Raw genomic sequence first — 16,009 nt, 5'->3', positions numbered from 1 at the left:
CCCAGGACGCGACCTGGGCCTATACCGGCTACGCCGGCTACTCGCGCATCCTCGGCTCCTCCGGCGACAGCCCGCTGGTGCGGCGCCCGTTCGGCAACCCGGACCAGTTCCTGTTCGGCCTGAAGGTCGACTACTCCTTCGCCACGCGGTCCTGGTTCTGAGCGCGCGCCGACCGTCGGCGCGTCCGGCAGACGGCCCCTCCTGCCGCACCGACGTCCGAGGCGGCTCGCGGGCGACCGTGAGCGTCGGCCGGAGCGTCGGGCGCCCGCATCGAGAACCGTGAGGCTCGGCAGCCATGGAGGCCGATCGCCCACGGGCGGTGACTTAGCTTCGCGTCCGCACGCCAAGCTCATCGATCGCCTGCATTGACCCGCAGGCCGGTCTCGGGCGACACGACCCGATGCAATCCTTCTTCCGCGTCACGGCCTGGCTCGTGGTGGCCGCGCTCGTCTTCGTCACCCTGTCGCCGATCGACCTGCGGCCGTCCGTGGCGCCCGCGAACGTCGAGCGCGCGCTCGCCTACGGCGCGCTCGGGATGCTGTTCGCCCTCGCCTATCCGCGCCGATGGCTCGTCGTCCTCGTCGGCGTCGTCGCCCTCGCGGCCATCCTGGAGCTCGGGCAGGGTCTCACCCTGACCCGGCACGGCCGCCTCGCCGATTTCGTCGTCAAGGGCGGCGCGGCGATGCTCGGGACCGGCCTCGCCATCGCCACCACCACGCTCGTGTCGCGCCGCGCACGCTCCTAGAGCGCAGCGGTCAAGCCGCTTGCACCCGGGCGACGCGGCGGGTACAGCACGCCACCCGGTCGAACCGTCCGCCGCCCGCGCGATGCGCGGCGCCGACGCTTGCCGGGCACGGAGGGGTGGCCGAGTGGTTGAAGGCGCACGCCTGGAAAGTGTGTATACCGGAAACGGTATCGCGGGTTCGAATCCCGCTCCCTCCGCCACGGACCGCTGACTTTCGGTTTTTCGCCGTCTCCCGGGGCACGGCGCCCTCGGTCTCGAGCGTCGCTCGACCGTGGCGTTTGTCTCGCATCATACCGGCAATCCACAACGTCTCGGCGGGGCGGGCAGCAACAGCGACTCCGACGACTGGCCGAGCCGTCGCGATGGCATCCTGCCGATGCGCCGGCCCGACGAGGGCTCGTCGGGCCGGCGCATTCGGCACGAAATTTCCGGCTTCGGAGGGCCGAGGTGCGCTGGAGCACCCCGAAGCGGCTGCGTCGGGCGCAGGAAACATTCGTGCAACCCGCGGCGCCTACCGTGGGTGCGTTCGATGACCCGACGACGGCGAGGCAGCACAGATGACCATCGCGACCCGGCTCCTGCGTCTTCCCGTCGTCCTCGTGGCCCTGGCCTTCGCCGTCACGCCGCTCGCCAACCCGCTCCTCCTGGCATTGGCCGCCCTCGCGACCGGCCTGCTGCTGGCCTATCGCTGCCTCGCCGACCTGCTGTCGGCGGAGCACGAGTCGACGGTCGGCCAGACGGTGTTCCGCCACTATCTCTGAGCCGGCCCGGTTGCCGCGCGCGGTGGGGATCTCCGAGCGCTACGAGACCGCGATCAGCTTGTCGGCCATCGATTGCGCCTTGTCCCGGCGCGACGAGAACGCCATCGTGTAGAACACGCGCTGCACGCCGATCTGGCTCAGCCGCTCCTCGCACAGCTCGATCAGCCGGCAGATGTCGGCGAGCTCGCCCTCGATGTTGGTGCCGTTGGCATGCATCTCGGCGTCGAGCCCGCTCGTCTCCAGGATCGTCTTGATCTCGCGGACGTAGGGCGAGACCGAGGGGCCGACGCCCATCGGCACGATGCACAGATCTGCAACAACCTTCATGAACTTGTCCTCGGTGGCGGGCGCGGGGTTATGTCCGGCTGCAACGCCCGCTACATAGCGAGCCAGACCGCAGGAAGCCGGCACCGCGCCGTTCTGGCCGAACCGTGCCGCGTTTCCCAGCCCGACCCAACCCCCAACCCAACCGACTGTCGATGGAGATCTCCGTGACCGACCCCAAGCGCCGCGCCTCCCTGGCGGCCGTTGCCGCGGTGGCGCTCGCCTGTTTCGCCGGCGGCGCCGAGGCGGCCCAGTGCGGCAACTCGGCGAGCGGCTTCGAGGCCTGGAAGACCCAGTTCGCCGAGGAAGCCCGCGGCCGGGCGAGCGCCGCGAGCCTCGCCGCCCTGCAGGAGACCTCCTACTCGACGCCGACCATCTCGGCCGACCGCGGCCAGAAGAGCTTCAAGCTCTCGCTCGATCAGTTCCTGGCCAAGCGCGGCGCCACCACCATCGTTTCGCGCGGGCGGGCGCTCAAGCGCCAGAACGCGGCGCTGTTCGCGCAGATCGAGCAGCGCTACGGCGTTCCCCCCGGCCCGCTGCTGGCGATCTGGGGCATGGAGACCGGGTTCGGCGCGGTGCGCGGCAACGTCAACACGCTGTCCGCGGTGGCGACGCTGGCCTACGATTGCCGCCGCTCGGCCTACTTCACCGACCAGCTCTACGCGGCCCTCACCCTGGTCGACCGCGGCCTGATCACGTCCGCCACGCGCGGCGCGGCCCACGGCGAGGTCGGGCATACCCAGTTCCTGCCGAAGAACGTGCTGACCTACGGCACCGGCGACCTCAACAACGTCGGCGCGGCGCTCAGCTCGACGGCGAATTTCCTGAAGGGTCACGGCTGGCAGGCCGGCGCCGGATACCAGCCCGGCGAGCCCAACTTCGCCGCGCTCCAGGGCTGGAACGCCGCCTCGGTGTACCAGCGCGCCATCGCCCTGATGGGCCGACAGATCGACGGGGACTGACCTCGGCGATCGGACAGGCCGCCACGGCGACGAACCCCGGCCGAGAACGGCCACGATTCGTCGCCGGTTAACCATAAAGCCGCCCCACAAAAACCGGGCGGGCTGAGCCATCTCACCGCTCGGCCGATCGGGCCGGGAGGGTGCGGATCAGCCCGCTTGCACGGATACGTCCGGCAGTCGCGGGATCGGATCGACGGCATCCGTTTGGAAACAGGCGGTGCCCGCATGGTCGAAGATCCCTCCGCCGGCTCACAGGCGCAACGGTTTCGGTCGAGCGCGAGCCTGCGCCGCGTCGCGCTGAGGGCGGCCTCGGTCGCAGCCGTCGCCGCCCTCGTCTCGGGAAGCGTCGTCCTCGGCGGCCTGCGCACCGCACCGACATCGGACCCCCTCGTCGCCTCGGCCGGCGCCGTGCCCGGCGCGGTCGCTCAGGACCCGGCGCCGACGCTCGGAGCGGAAGCCCGCGCGCGGTGGCGGGAGGCCCTGCTCGAAGCGTTCCCCGACTGGTCCGCCGAGCGCCCGCAGGCGCCGCCGGAGCCGGCGACCCCGTTCGCGCAGCAGGAGCCGGTCCCGCAGGACGCGCCGCCTCCGGGCGCGCCGCCTGCTGCCGAGCCCAACCTGCTGGCGCAGACCGTGCCGCTGCCGGTGCCGCGGCCGCCGGAGTTCCGGCGCCCGATCGGTCCCGAGACGACCCGCCGCGCCGACCGGCAGGCGTCCCGCCGCAGCCGGACGGCGCAGATCCCGGCGCCCGCCCCCGACGATCGCAATTTCCTGGAGAAGTTCTTCGGCATCGAGCGCACCGCGACGCCGGCGTTAGCCTATGCCGCGCTGGAGACGCCCTCCCCCGCGAACCTGCCGCGCCAGCGGATCGTGCCCCCGGCCAACCCCGACCCGGCGGCGGTCGCGATCTACGACATCAGCGCGCGGATCGTGACGCTGCCCAACGGCACCAAGCTCGAGGCGCATTCCGGCCTCGGCGAGATGATGGACGACCCGCGCAACGTCCACGTGCGGATGCGGGGGGCGACGCCTCCCGGCACCTACGACCTCACCGAGCGCGAGGACCTGTTCCACGGCGTCCGCGCGATCCGGCTCACGCCGGTCGGCGGCACCGCCGCGGTCTACGGCCGGGTCGGGCTCCTCGCCCACACCTACATGCTGGGGCCGACAGGGGCCTCGAACGGCTGCGTGTCGTTCAAGGACTACCAGGCCTTCCTGCAGGCCTACCTGCGCGGCGAGGTCCAGCGCCTCGTCGTCGTGCCCGGCCGCGGCCAGGACGCACCGCCGAGCGTCGCCCAGCAGAGCCCCCCGGCTCCGGCCCCGACGCCGGGCCGTTCGGCCCGGCTCGGCAACGACGTGTAGGGGGGCCGCCTCAGAGCGGCACCACGGGGCCCTTCTTCGCCGACAGCCCGTCGATCAGCTTCGGATCGAGCTTGGTGTGGGCCTGGACGAGCGCGTGCGGCGTCAGCGCCATCCACTGGCGCAGGGATAGGTCGGCGTAGCGCGGACTCTTGAACATCTCGAGGAAGGTCAGCGGCGTGTCGCCGGTGTTCTCGATGTAGTGGCCCATGGCGAACGGCACGTAGCCGACGTCGCCGCCCTGGTAGTCAAAGGTCCGCGCCTTCGACTCCGAGCCGAACACCGTCATCCGCCCCTTGCCGGAGAGGTAGTACTGCCACTCGTCGCCGTTCGGGTGCCAGTGCAGCTCCCGCATCGCGCCGGGTTCGAGTTCGACCAGCGCCGCGGCGATCGTCTCCGAGGCCGGGAAGTTGGTCGAATCGGTGATCCGCACCGTTCCGCCCTTCGTGCGGATCGGCTCCTGCGCCAGCATCCGGTGGCTGAACGACTTCGGGATCGGCCCGGCGCCCCCCATCCGGTCGCCCGCCAGCGGGCCGGGCTTCGGGCCGGGGAAGATGTAGAGCTCGCGCTCGGGGATGTTCGCGAAGGCGCTTTCCGGCAGGCCGAAGTTCTTGGCGAGCACCTCCTTCGGGGTGTGCGCCAGCCAGTCGGTGATCAGGAAGGTCGAGTCTTCCGAGAAGCCGCCATCGTCGAACACCAGCAGGAACTCGCAGCCGTCGACGTCGGATTCCAGCGCCTGGATCGAGTGCGGGATGCCGGAGGGGAAGTACCACAGGTCGCCCTCGCCGACGTCGTCCGCGAAGGTCCGCCCGTCCGGATCGATGGCGGTGATCCGGGCACGGCCCTTGATCATGTAGGACCACTCGGCCTCCTTGTGCCAATGCATCTCACGCACAGCGTTGGCCTTCAGGCGCATGTTCACGCCCGCCATCGCCTTCGAGATCGGCAGCTCGCGCACCGTGGTCTGCCGGACCCAGCCGCCCTCCTCCAGGCGCATGTGGCTGTCGGCGAACGACCATTTCAGGTTCGGCATCGTGCCGTGGTCGGTGGCGGGCGGCGCGACGGTGTAGGGATCCTCGGCCTCGCGGGCGGGGTTGCGCGGCCCGAGGATGTCCGCCCCCTTGCCGTCGCGCTCGGGCATCGGCCCTTCGGCGGCGCGGGCACCGCCGGCGGCGAGCGCGGTGCCGGCGGCGATCAGGGTACGGCGTGAGATGTCGTTCATGCGGCCTGTCCGTGGATGCGATGGGTCCTGCGCCGTCGCCCGGCCCGGGTCCGTCGGTGGATCGTCGGCGTGGCGACAGCGTGCGCGGCAGGACAAGCCGCATGGTTGCGATCCGATCCCGCCATTCCCGGCATGGCTGCAACGCGTGGCGGGCGAACCTGTCCGAACAGTCATCTTCCCGCGATCTCCCGGTCATCCGGGCGGGTGCAGGATGCGGACGACCGAATGATGGAGGGCAGCCCGACCGTGACCGTCCAAGCCCATTCCGCCCCGTCCCGGTCCGCGCTATGGACCGAACCCATGCGGCTCCTGATCATCGAGGACGATCGCGAGGCGGTCTCCTACCTCGTCAAGGCGTTCCGGGAGGCCGGGCACCTCGCCGACCACGCGACCGACGGCCTCGACGGCTACGGCCTCGCCTGCGACGGCGCCTACGACGTGCTGATCGTCGACCGGATGCTGCCGAAGCTCGACGGGCTTTCGCTGATCCGCTCCCTGCGCGAGCAGAGGGTGACGACGCCGGTGCTGATCCTGTCGGCGCTGGGGCAGGTGGACGACCGGGTGAAGGGCCTGCGCGCCGGCGGCGACGACTACCTGCCGAAGCCCTACGCCTTCTCGGAGCTGCTCGCCCGCGTCGAGGTGTTGGCCCGGCGCGGCGGCTCGTCCGCCGCGAGCGCCGAGGCGACCGCCTACCGCGTCGGCGACCTCGAGCTCGACCGGCTCTCCCACCGGGTGACGCGGGCGGGCCAGGACGTCGCCCTACAGCCGCGCGAGTTCCGGCTGCTGGAGTACCTGATGCGCCATGCCGGCCAGGTCGTGACCCGGACCATGCTCCTGGAGCACGTCTGGGACTATCACTTCGACCCGCAGACCAACGTCATCGACGTGCACGTCTCGCGCCTCAGGGCCAAGCTCGACAAGGGTTTCGGCACGCCGATGATCCACACGATCCGCGGCGCCGGCTACATCCTGCGCGCCGACGAGGCGCGGCCGCCATCATGATGCCCGCGAGGACGGATCGAGCCCGCGCGATCGCCGGCATCCTCGTCCCGTGACGCCGCACGTCCCGACGCCGGACAGCGCCTTCGTCCGCATCCAGAAGCTGTTCCGGACGACGGCGTTCAAGCTGTCGATCGCGTACCTCGTCGTGTTCGCGGCCTGCGCCGGGGTGGCGCTCGGCACCATCGCCTGGAGCGCCCGTCGCGTCCTCGACGACCAGATCGTCTCGACGATCGACGCCGAGATCAACGGGCTCGCCGAGCAGTACAACGGCGGCGGCCTGCGCCGGCTGATCTCCGCGGTCGAGCGAAGGGCGGCCGAGCCCGGCGCCTCGCTCTACCTCGTGACCACGGCCAACGGCGACCACGTGGTCGGCAACGTCGGCGACCTGCCCGCGAGCGTGCTGGCGACGCCGGGACAGGCGGAGACCGTCTACGGCCGCAGCCGCGAGACGCAAGGGCGCGAGACCCATCGCGCGATCGTGCGCATCTTCACGCTGCCCGGCGGCTTCCGGCTGCTCGTCGGCCGCGACGTCGAGGAGCGCGACCGCCTGCGCGGGGTGATCGCAAGCACCTTCGGCACCTCGCTCGCGGTCGTGGTGCTGCTCGGCGTCATCGGCGGCTGGGTGGTCGCCGGCCGGGTCCTCAAGCGGGTCGACGCGATGACCGAGACCGCCGGCACCATCATGGCGGGCGATCTCGGCCGCCGCCTGCCGGTCGCGGGCAACGGCGACGAGCTCGATCGCCTCGCCCAGAATCTGAACCTGATGCTGGAGCGGATCGGCGAGCTGATGCGCGGCCTGCGCGAGGTCTCCGACAACATCGCCCACGACTTGAAGACGCCGCTGACGCGCCTGCGCAACCGCGCCGACGAGGCGCTTCGCGGCGAGCGCTCGCCGGACGCCCTGCGCGCGGCGCTGGACGGGGTGATCGAGGACAGCGACGGCCTGATCCGGGTGTTCAACGCGCTCCTGATGATCGCGCGGCTCGAGGCGGGCAACGCCCGCGAGATGATGGCGCCGTTCGATCTCGGACCGTCCGTGCGGGCGATCGGCGAGCTCTACGAGGCGCTGGCCGAGGAGCGCGGCCAGCGCCTCGACGTGTCGGCGCCGGACGGCCTGATCGTCGACGGCAACCGCGAGCTGGCGGGGCAGGCGCTCGCCAACCTCCTGGACAACGCGATCAAGTACGGCGCCGAGGCCCGCGGCGGGTCGCCGGGCGGGATCGTGATGGCGGCGTCGCGGATCGGTGCGGAGATCGTCGTCACGGTGGCCGATCGCGGCCCGGGCATCCCGGAAGCGGAGCGCGGGCGCGTCCTCGACCGCTTCGTGCGCCTGGAGGACGCCCGATCGGCACCGGGCTTCGGCCTGGGCCTGAGCCTCGTCGCCGCCGTCGTGCGCCTGCATCAGGGGCGCCTGACGCTGGAGGACAACGCGCCCGGCCTGCGCGTGGCGATCGCCCTGCCGGCGGCGGGCGCCGCGAACCGGCAGAGCCCGGACGCTCCGTCGGAGGGCGGGGCCTGATCGCGACGGCGACTTTCGCCGGCCGGGACAGGGCGGCCTGCGCGACGAAGCGCGGATCGGCCGACCGCGGCGACCGTCACCCGCCGGTGCGTCGGCCGGCGACCGGCACGATGGCGGGCTGCGCGTTCTCAGTTCTCGGCGGTCGCTTCGTCGGTCTCCGAAGCCGCCTCGTCCTCGGACGCGTCCTCGTTCTCGAGTTCCGCATCGGCCTCCGCATCCGCGTCGGCGGACGTCGCCTTGGCGATGCTGATGAAGTCGCCCCGGCGGATCGCCTCGCCGCCCGAGGCCATGGTGCTGAGGTAGGCGTTCAGCGTGGCCGGCGCGACGTCGGGCAGGCGCTGCGCGATCTGGGCGGTGGACAGGCCCTGCGGGCCGGCGCTTTCCAGGAGGGCGCGGAGCCGGCCCTTCGCCGAGTTCGCCCGGGGACCGCGCGGGCCGCGCGTCGATGTCTGGCCGGGCGTCGCGACGCGCTCGGCGCTCCTTCGGGCCGGGCCGTCGCCGAGCGACACGGCGGCATCGAGCGGCGTGTTGTCGACGATCGACCGCAGCGCCCCCTCGGCCATCTGCAGCTTTGCCAGCTCGGTCCCGATCCGCTCGTACTCGGCCTGAAGGAGATCACGGCGCTGGCTGATTTCCGCAAGTGCCTTCGTGATGGTGTGATCTTCTGCCATGGCCGCCTCTACTCTCGAATGGGGGCCATAACTCATAGGCGCCAAGACGGGTCAAGACCGGCAAGGGCATTGCCATCTGTACGTCAGGAAAACCGCCCTGCGGATGCCGACGCCCTGGCCTGAGGCCGCGGACCGGGTAAGACACGATCGCCGGGCCGCTGCGACGAGCCCGGCGCTGGAACGCATGCGATGACCGAAGACCCAGCCGCCGGCCCCCACGTCTCGATCGACGCGATCGCCGCGCGCTTCGCGCGCTGCGCCGCCACCATCGGGGTCGTCGGGCTCGGCTATGTCGGCCTGCCGCTCTGCCTCGCGGCGACGGAGGCCGGCTTCGCCGTCGTCGGCTTCGACATCGACGCCGACAAGCCGGCGATGCTGATGCGCGGCGAGACCTATCTCGAGCACATCCCGGCGCAGGCGGTGGCGGCGATGGCGGGAAGCAGCCGCTTCCGCGCCACGACCGATTTCGACGGTCTGGCGCAGGTCGACGCGATCCTGATCTGCGTTCCGACGCCGCTCACCCGGCAGCGCGAGCCCGACCTGTCGTTTGTGCGCACGACCACGCAGGAGATCGCGAAGCGCTTGCGGCCGGGGCAGCTGGTCGTGCTCGAATCCACCACCTGGCCGGGAACGACCGATCAGGTCGTGCGGCCGCTGCTCGAGGCGCTCACCGGCTATCGCAGCGGATCGGACTTCTTCCTCGCCTTCTCGCCCGAGCGCGAGGATCCCGGCAACCGCGCCTTCAGCACCGCGACGATCCCGAAGATCGTCGGCGGCGACGGCCCCGCGGCGGCGCGGCTCGCCGAGGCGCTCTATGCGCCGTTCGTCGCCCGCACGGTGATGGTGTCGTCCACCGCGACGGCGGAGGCGACGAAGCTCACCGAGAACATCTTCCGCGCCGTCAACATCGCCCTGGTCAACGAGCTGAAGGTGATCTTCGACGCGATGGGGATCGACGTCTGGGAGGTCATCGAGGCGGCCAAGACCAAGCCGTTCGGCTTCACCCCGTTCTATCCGGGCCCCGGCCTCGGCGGGCACTGCATCCCGATCGATCCGTTCTACCTGACGTGGAAGGCGCGCGAGTTCGGGATCGCGACGAAGTTCATCGAGCTCGCCGGCGAGATCAACCAGCAGATGCCGGGCTTCGTGCTCGACAAGCTGATCCGCGCCCTCGACACCCACGCCGGACGCGGCCTGTCGGGCAGCCGGATCCTGATCGTCGGCCTGGCCTACAAGAAGAACATCTCCGACATCCGCGAGAGCCCGGCGCTCAGGCTCTGGTCGATGCTGGAGGCGCGCGGCGCGCGGGTCGCCTACCACGACCCGTTCGTGCCCGCGGTTCCCGCGACACGGGAATACAGGACGCTTCAGGGGGCGAGATCGGTCGCGCTGACGGACGGGACGCCGGCGTCGTTCGACGCCGTGCTGATCGTGACCGACCACGACGCGGTCGATTACCCCGCGATCTGCGGGAGCGCCCGGATCGTCGTCGATTGCCGCAATGCGCTTCGCAGCCGCGGGCTGACTGCGAAGATCGTGATCTCGGCGTGATGGCGGCGCGGTCTTCCCTCCCTCCTTTGCGGGAGGGGAAACGCACCCGACCTTCCGGTTCGATCCGACCTCCTAAGACAAATACGCCTTCAGGTTCTGGCGGATGCGGTCGAGCGGGACCTCGGCCGGGTCCGGCAGGGTGAACGTGGCGCCGGTGATCGTCTCGTAGGCGTTGATGTAGACGGCCGCCGTCTCCAGCACGATCTCGGCCGGGATTTCCGGGATCGGGTCTTTGTAGGGGTCGCAGCGCGCCACCACCCAGTTGCGGACGAAATCCTTGTCGAAGCTCTCCGGGGCCGCGCCGGCGGCGAAGCGCTCGGGATAGGTCTTCGCGAACCAGTAGCGGCTGCTGTCGGGAGTGTGGATCTCGTCGGCGAGCACGATGCGGCCGTCGGCGTCGGTGCCGAACTCGTACTTGGTGTCGGCGAGGATCAGCCCGCGCCGCGCCGCGAGGTCCTGGCCGCGGGCGAACAGCGCGAGCGCCGTCTCCGACACGGTCCGCCACTGCGCCGGCGTGAGCAGGCCCTGGCCCAGGATCGCGTCGGCGGTCAGCGGCGCGTCGTGGGCGCCGTCGGCGGCCTTGGTGGTCGGGGTGATGATCGCCTGCGGCAGCCGCTCGTTCGGGCGCATCCCGTCCGGCAGGGTATGGCCGTACATCGTGCGCGCGCCGGCCTTGTACTGCGTCAGGATCGAGGTCGCAGTGCTGCCGGCGAGGTAGCCCCGCACCACGATCTCCACCGGCAGGATGTCGAGGCGTTGCCCGACGAGCACGTTCGGGTCGGGATAGGCGAGGACGTGGTTCGGGCAGAGGTCGGCGGTCGCCTCGAACCAGTAGCGGGCGGTCTGCGTCAGCACCTGGCCCTTGAAGGGGATCGCGGCGAGCGCCCGATCGAAGGCGCTGATCCGGTCGCTGCTGATCAGGATGCGGCGCCCGTCCGGCAGGTCGTAGTTGTCGCGCACCTTGCCGCGATAATGGTTCGGCCATTCCGGCAGCGTCGCGTCCTCGAGGACTTGGTGGGCGTGCGGGGCGAGGGATGCCGTGTCCAAACCGGGTTGCTCCATCAGGCTGCGCGGATGACCGGACGCGGTGTGAACCAGCGCACGCGGCGTGACCAGCCCCCGCCTCCGATGTAGGGCGCGAGCCTTGCAGGACGGCGCCGCCCATGAAACCGCTCCGACCTGCGCGCGGTCCGCAGGTCCGGCTCGATCCGACGAACGTGAAGAGAGGGATTTTCGACGTGTCCCACACCCATCGGCCGCTGCGCATCTTCGAGACCGTCGAGGGGCGCCGCCTCGCCGAGACCCGGACCGACCCCGCCTGGCGCCTGTGGGGGCCGTATCTCAGCGATCGGCAATGGGGCACGGTGCGGGAGGATTACAGCGCCGACGGCGAGGCCTGGGACTACCTGCCCCACGACCATGCCCGCTCCCGCGCCTATCGCTGGGGCGAGGACGGCATCGGCGGCTTCGCCGACAAGGACCTGAACTGGTGCCTGTCGCTCGCCCTATGGAACGGCCGCGACCCGATCCTCAAGGAACGCCTGTTCGGCCTGACCAATGCCGAGGGCAATCACGGCGAGGACGTCAAGGAGCTGTACTACTACCTCGACGGCGTCCCGACCCACGCCTACATGCGGATGCTGTACAAGTACCCGCACGACGCATTTCCGTATTCTCGCCTGACCGAGGAGAACGCGCGCCGCGGCCTCGACGACCGCGAGTTCGAGCTGATCGATACCGGCCTGTTCGACGCGGGCCGCTACTGCGACGTCACCATCGAGTACGCCAAGGCGGGGCCCGACGACGTGCTGATGCGGGTGACCGCAATCAACCGCGGCCCGGATGAAGCGACGCTGGCGCTGCTGCCGCAGCTGTTCTCGCGCAACACGTGGTCGTGGGCGAACGGCCCGCGCCCCGACCTGCGGCTCGCCGCCGACGGCACCGTGCTCGCCGTCCACCATGCCATGCCGGCGATGCGGCTCCATGCCGACGGGGCACCGGAATGGCTGTTCTGCGAGAACGAGACCAACGCCCACCGCCTGTTCGGCGCGCCGCAATCCGGATACCCGAAGGACGGAATCGGCCGTCGCGTGGTCGACGGGGAGATGGACGCGGTCAATCCTGACCGGTCCGGCACCAAATGCGCCGGCGTGCACCGGCTGACCATCGCGCCGGGCGGCGAGCAAAGCGTGCGCCTGCGCTTCCGCGCCGCGGAGGTGCCCGGCGACGCCTTCGCCGACTTCGACGCGGTGTTTTCCACCCGCATCGCCGAGGCCGACGCATTCTACGCCGCGTTGCAGGCCGACATCGCGGATGCCGACCGCCGGGCGGTCCAGCGCCAGGCCCTGGCCGGGATGCTGTGGTCGAAGCAGCTCTACCATTACGACGTGCGCGAGTGGCTCGACGGCGACCCGGCCCAGCCGGCCCCGCCCGAGGTGCGCAAGGCCGGCCGCAACGCCGATTGGCGCCACGTGCGGGCGCACGACATCATCTCGATGCCGGATGCCTGGGAATACCCGTGGTTCGCCTCCTGGGACCTCGCGCTCCAGAGCCTCGTCTTCGCGACGATCGACCCCGATTTCGCCAAGGGGCAGATCCTGCTGCTGCTCGACGACGCCTACGGCCACCCCAATGCCGAGGTGCCGGCCTACGAGTGGAACTTCTCCGATGCCAACCCGCCGCTGCACGCCTTCGCCGCGTGGCGGGTGTTCTCCCTCGACCAGGCGCTGACCGGACGGGGGGACCACGACTTCCTGCTGCGGGTGTTCAACAAGCTGACGATGAACTTCACCTGGTGGGTGAACCGCAAGGACGCATCCGGGCGCAACCTGTTCCAGGGCGGCTTCCTCGGGCTCGACAACATCGGCCTGTTCGACCGCTCCAAGCCGATCGCGGGCGGGGCGCTGACGCAGTCGGACGCGACCGCCTGGATGGCGATGAACGCGCTCGAGCTGATGCGGATCGCGGTGGAGCTTGCGCTGCGCGATCCCGCCTACGAGGACATGGCGGAAAAGTTCTTCGAGCATTTCCTGCTGATCGCCGATGCCGCCGCGCGCAGGGGCGGCCTCTGGGACGAGGCCGACCAGTTCTTCTACGACGTGATCGAGACGCCGGGCGGCGAGCGCATCCCGATCCGCGCCCGCACCCTCGTCGGGTTGATCCCGATCTGCGCGGTCGCCGTGCTGCGCGAGACCGACCTCGTGAAGCTGCCCGGGCTGCAGAAGCGGCTGCGCTTCTTCCTGGAGAACCGGCCCGACCTCGCATCCCTGGTCTCGCGCTGGCAGGAGCCGGGCGAAGGCGGCACGGCCCTGCTGTCGCTGCTGCGCGGCCATCGCCTCAAGGCGCTGCTGCGGCGGATGCTCGACGAGGGCGAGTTCCTGTCGCCGCACGGCATCCGCGGTGTGTCCAAGGTCTACGAGCGCACGCCGTTCCACTTCGCCTGGGACGGGGCCGACCTGACCCTGCCCTACGAGCCGGCCGAGTCGCGGACGCGGCTGTTCGGCGGGAACTCGAACTGGCGCGGGCCGATCTGGCTGCCGATCAACTACCTGCTGATCGACGGCCTGCGCCGGTTCCACCGCTATTACGGGCCCGACTTCCGGGTCGAGGCCCCGACCGGCTCAGGGACCTTCCTGTCGCTTCAGGAGATCGCCGACGAGCTGGCGAACCGCATGATCGCGCTCTCGACCCGCGGGCCGGACGGGACGCGCCCGTTCCAAGCGACGAGCAGGCTGGAGCAGGAGGACCCGCATTTCCGCGACCACGTGCTCTGCTACGAGTACTACCACGGCGACACGGGTCGGGGCCTCGGCGCCTCGCATCAAACCGGCTGGTCGGGCCTGGTCGCGCTGCTGATCCAGCAATGCGCGCTCGGTCCGATCCACGCGCTGTCGCCCTCGGGCGCTTCGTGACTACTGGGTGAGCCGCAGCGTGCCGATGCTGGCCGCGATCTGGTTGAAGGCCGAGATGAGGCTGTTCGAATCGTTGGCGACGAACGATTGGGACGCCGTCGTCGCGCAGTCGCTCAACAACTTCAGGCCCTGCGGATCGATGGGATCCGACGGGACGCTGAAACCGATCGTGTAGATCGAGATGCCCGTGGCTTTCGCGTTCCTGCAAGCCGACGCGGTCAACGCGTCGACGGCATCGCGTGCGCTGTCGGCATCGTTCACGGTCGGCGTGCCCGGGACGAGCCTCGATGCCGGTCCGGTGCCGTCGACGTTTTTGACGTAGCCGGCAGCGAAGTACAGCGAGCCGTTGGAGGAGGACCCATTCGTCGCCCAGCTGTTCGCGCCGTCCGTCATCAGGATGATGATCTTGTTGACGGTGCTCGACGAGTACGCGGCGCCGTCCGCGAAGACGCTGATCGGAGACAGCGTACGCCACCCCCACATCATGCCCTCGTGAATGTTCGTCGAGCCGAGGGCGGTCATGCCGCTGATCGTCGTCTTCAGCACCGAGGTGTCGCTGGTCAGGCGTTGGAGCGGCTGCGTCGTACAGCCGAAGTTCGGCCCGTTCGGCACCTTCGTTGAGGAATTGGAATTCGTCGGCGAGGCGTTCTTCGGGCTGACGTACTTGCATGCCCGACCCTCCGTATCGAAGAACGACGCATTGGACTGGCTCTGACAGGATGAGCTCGACGTCGAGTCGTCGATGTAGCTGTTGTAGCTGCGACTGCCATTGTAGTCGCGATAGCCGGCACCGCCATTGCCCGGCTCATCGGGCGCGAACATCGGGACGTAGTAGGAATCGGCATTCGAGCTCGATGGCGCGCCATCCTGCACGTTCAGCGGATAGGGCAAGGTCTCCAAGCACCCGCCCCAACCCCAACCGGAATAAGCGGCCTGCAATTTGGTGAAGATGTCGAAACGGTTGGTGAAACCGGACCCCGCCGGGGAAAGCACGTTGTCCCAATGATAGGAGGATCTTGCGTTCTGATCGATCCAGGTCGCGTAGCGGTAGGCCGTGGGATTCAAGGCGACCGAGGCCGCGAACGGTACGATCGAGATCTTGGTTCCCGTCGCGAAAGCGGTGTTCGTGTAGACGTAGTTGACGAAGTTCGTCGCCGCCGTCTGCACCGCCTGGAGCTTGCTCTGGCCGCCGCTCGATTCCGCCATCGAGCCGGTGTTGTCGAGCACCAGGGCGATCTCGAAGGTCTTGGGCACCGGGGTGGCGCAGCGCGCCGACCCGCCTGGGCGCGGGGCCGTCACGCCCGTGATGCGGCTGTAGAAGACCGGCGAGATCATGTGCGTGGTCAGGGTGATCTGGCGCGGGTTCGCCGTCACCGCCAGCGGGTCGACCGTGAGGCCGGTCACGCCCATGTAGCCCGTCATCATCGCGACGGCCTGGGTCTGGAGAGCCGGGTTCGTCGTCGCCATCGGCGTCTGGCACAGAGCGAGGGCGGTGGCGTCGGTCGCGGCCTGGAGCTTGGTCTCCATGTAGGTGGCGAAGCCGTAATCGATCGCGGCGCCGGTGAAGCCGAGGAGCGGCAGCGCGAGCAGCCCGAACAGCAGGACGACGTTGCCGTCGCGCTGCCGCGCGAAGCGGCCGAGATGTCGGCGCATCGAGATCCTCTGAGGTAGCGAGCGGGCCGGGGTCACGGGCATGCTGCGCCTCCCGGCATCCAGACTTCGGGGGAGGTGGATTTGGCGGGCTGCCCGCCGCGCGCCGGCCAGGGCATGCTGGATTTGAGCGTGAGCGTGCTCGGGGCGCCGTTGACGAGCTTGACCAGCGCCGAGCCGGCCATCGGCGTGTAGGGCATGCTCACCTCGGTGAGGAGGATCGCGGCGGGCGGCGTCGCGACCCTGCGCGGCGGCCTCGTCGACGTGCAGGCGCAGCCAGGCGCCTACAGCGCCAACACCACCTACACGATCCTCACGGCAGCGGGCGGCGTGCA

At 70.3% G+C, this 16,009-nt stretch carries 14 protein-coding genes and 1 tRNA gene; 10 read left to right on the top strand and 5 right to left on the bottom strand.

Going from position 1 to position 16,009, the window contains the following annotated elements; genetic code table 11:
* From MKK70_RS20480 to MKK70_RS20465, 4 genes are all read left to right on the top strand, one after another.
* The coding region (locus MKK70_RS20480) for a MipA/OmpV family protein (protein ID WP_279603742.1) at positions 1 to 161 on the top strand (161 nt) is incomplete at its 5' end.
* A gap of 239 nt (positions 162 to 400) precedes the next feature.
* The gene (locus MKK70_RS20475; protein ID WP_147841394.1) at positions 401 to 745 is read left to right on the top strand and encodes a hypothetical protein; all 345 of its coding nucleotides are present in this window, start codon (positions 401 to 403) and stop codon (positions 743 to 745) included.
* Between the two features lie 110 nt (positions 746 to 855).
* Positions 856 to 945, top strand: a tRNA-Ser gene (locus MKK70_RS20470).
* A 357-nt stretch (positions 946 to 1,302) separates the two neighbouring features.
* The gene (locus tag MKK70_RS20465) at positions 1,303 to 1,506 is read left to right on the top strand and encodes a hypothetical protein (RefSeq protein ID WP_147725574.1); all 204 of its coding nucleotides are present in this window, start codon (positions 1,303 to 1,305) and stop codon (positions 1,504 to 1,506) included.
* A gap of 39 nt (positions 1,507 to 1,545) precedes the next feature.
* Here the strand turns inward: MKK70_RS20465 and MKK70_RS20460 are convergent, their stop codons facing one another.
* Positions 1,546 to 1,833, bottom strand: coding sequence for an MTH1187 family thiamine-binding protein (locus MKK70_RS20460; RefSeq protein ID WP_243949564.1), 288 nt, complete (start codon positions 1,831 to 1,833; stop codon positions 1,546 to 1,548).
* 164 nt (positions 1,834 to 1,997) lie between these two features.
* On the opposite strand from MKK70_RS20460, the gene MKK70_RS20455 reads away from it, so the two are divergent.
* Positions 1,998 to 2,792: a lytic transglycosylase domain-containing protein gene (locus MKK70_RS20455; RefSeq protein ID WP_405042327.1), complete on the top strand. Its 795-nt coding sequence runs from the start codon at positions 1,998 to 2,000 to the stop codon at positions 2,790 to 2,792.
* A 225-nt stretch (positions 2,793 to 3,017) separates the two neighbouring features.
* Positions 3,018 to 4,151, top strand: coding sequence for a DUF2778 domain-containing protein (locus MKK70_RS20450; RefSeq protein WP_243949562.1), 1,134 nt, complete (start codon positions 3,018 to 3,020; stop codon positions 4,149 to 4,151).
* Between the two features lie 10 nt (positions 4,152 to 4,161).
* Here the strand turns inward: MKK70_RS20450 and MKK70_RS20445 are convergent, their stop codons facing one another.
* Positions 4,162 to 5,370 carry an oxalate decarboxylase family bicupin gene (locus MKK70_RS20445; RefSeq protein WP_279603740.1) on the bottom strand — a complete coding sequence of 403 codons (1,209 nt, stop codon included), beginning with the start codon at positions 5,368 to 5,370 and terminating at the stop codon, positions 4,162 to 4,164.
* A gap of 300 nt (positions 5,371 to 5,670) precedes the next feature.
* Between MKK70_RS20445 and MKK70_RS20440 the strand changes: the two genes are divergently transcribed.
* Positions 5,671 to 6,372, top strand: a complete 702-nt coding sequence (locus MKK70_RS20440; RefSeq protein ID WP_243935262.1) for a response regulator transcription factor — start codon at positions 5,671 to 5,673, stop codon at positions 6,370 to 6,372.
* A gap of 49 nt (positions 6,373 to 6,421) precedes the next feature.
* Positions 6,422 to 7,891: a sensor histidine kinase gene (locus tag MKK70_RS20435; RefSeq protein WP_243935420.1), complete on the top strand. Its 1,470-nt coding sequence runs from the start codon at positions 6,422 to 6,424 to the stop codon at positions 7,889 to 7,891.
* Between the two features lie 128 nt (positions 7,892 to 8,019).
* On the opposite strand, the gene MKK70_RS20430 is transcribed toward MKK70_RS20435, so the two are convergent.
* Complete coding sequence (locus MKK70_RS20430; RefSeq protein ID WP_243935422.1) at positions 8,020 to 8,562, bottom strand: hypothetical protein; 543 nt, start codon at positions 8,560 to 8,562, stop codon at positions 8,020 to 8,022.
* A 189-nt stretch (positions 8,563 to 8,751) separates the two neighbouring features.
* On the opposite strand from MKK70_RS20430, the gene MKK70_RS20425 reads away from it, so the two are divergent.
* Positions 8,752 to 10,113: a nucleotide sugar dehydrogenase gene (locus tag MKK70_RS20425; RefSeq protein ID WP_243949560.1), complete on the top strand. Its 1,362-nt coding sequence runs from the start codon at positions 8,752 to 8,754 to the stop codon at positions 10,111 to 10,113.
* A 72-nt stretch (positions 10,114 to 10,185) separates the two neighbouring features.
* Here MKK70_RS20425 and MKK70_RS20420 read toward each other — a convergent pair whose 3' ends face one another.
* Positions 10,186 to 11,160, bottom strand: a complete 975-nt coding sequence (locus MKK70_RS20420) for a phosphoribosylaminoimidazolesuccinocarboxamide synthase (protein ID WP_243949558.1) — start codon at positions 11,158 to 11,160, stop codon at positions 10,186 to 10,188.
* A gap of 191 nt (positions 11,161 to 11,351) precedes the next feature.
* On the opposite strand from MKK70_RS20420, the gene MKK70_RS20415 reads away from it, so the two are divergent.
* Positions 11,352 to 14,024, top strand: a complete 2,673-nt coding sequence (locus MKK70_RS20415) for an MGH1-like glycoside hydrolase domain-containing protein (RefSeq protein WP_243949556.1) — start codon at positions 11,352 to 11,354, stop codon at positions 14,022 to 14,024.
* On the opposite strand, the gene MKK70_RS20410 is transcribed toward MKK70_RS20415, so the two are convergent.
* A partial coding sequence (locus MKK70_RS20410; protein WP_313899103.1) for a VWA domain-containing protein occupies positions 14,025 to 16,009 on the bottom strand: 1,985 nt, incomplete at its 5' end.

It is taken from the genome of Methylobacterium sp. E-041 (genome assembly GCF_022829665.1).
GTDB lineage: Bacteria > Pseudomonadota > Alphaproteobacteria > Rhizobiales > Beijerinckiaceae > Methylobacterium.
This window is presented reverse-complemented; position numbering and strand designations above follow the sequence as displayed.

Coding starts and splice junctions, on each gene's coding strand:
- MKK70_RS20465 (WP_147725574.1), top strand. CDS start 1,303: ATGACCATCGCGACCCGGCTCCTGCGTCTTCCCGTCGTCCTCGTGGCC.
- MKK70_RS20450 (WP_243949562.1), top strand. CDS start 3,018: ATGGTCGAAGATCCCTCCGCCGGCTCACAGGCGCAACGGTTTCGGTCG.
- MKK70_RS20445 (WP_279603740.1), bottom strand. CDS start 5,370: ATGAACGACATCTCACGCCGTACCCTGATCGCCGCCGGCACCGCGCTC.
- MKK70_RS20460 (WP_243949564.1), bottom strand. CDS start 1,833: ATGAAGGTTGTTGCAGATCTGTGCATCGTGCCGATGGGCGTCGGCCCC.
- MKK70_RS20430 (WP_243935422.1), bottom strand. CDS start 8,562: ATGGCAGAAGATCACACCATCACGAAGGCACTTGCGGAAATCAGCCAG.
- MKK70_RS20440 (WP_243935262.1), top strand. CDS start 5,671: ATGCGGCTCCTGATCATCGAGGACGATCGCGAGGCGGTCTCCTACCTC.
- MKK70_RS20425 (WP_243949560.1), top strand. CDS start 8,752: ATGACCGAAGACCCAGCCGCCGGCCCCCACGTCTCGATCGACGCGATC.
- MKK70_RS20475 (WP_147841394.1), top strand. CDS start 401: ATGCAATCCTTCTTCCGCGTCACGGCCTGGCTCGTGGTGGCCGCGCTC.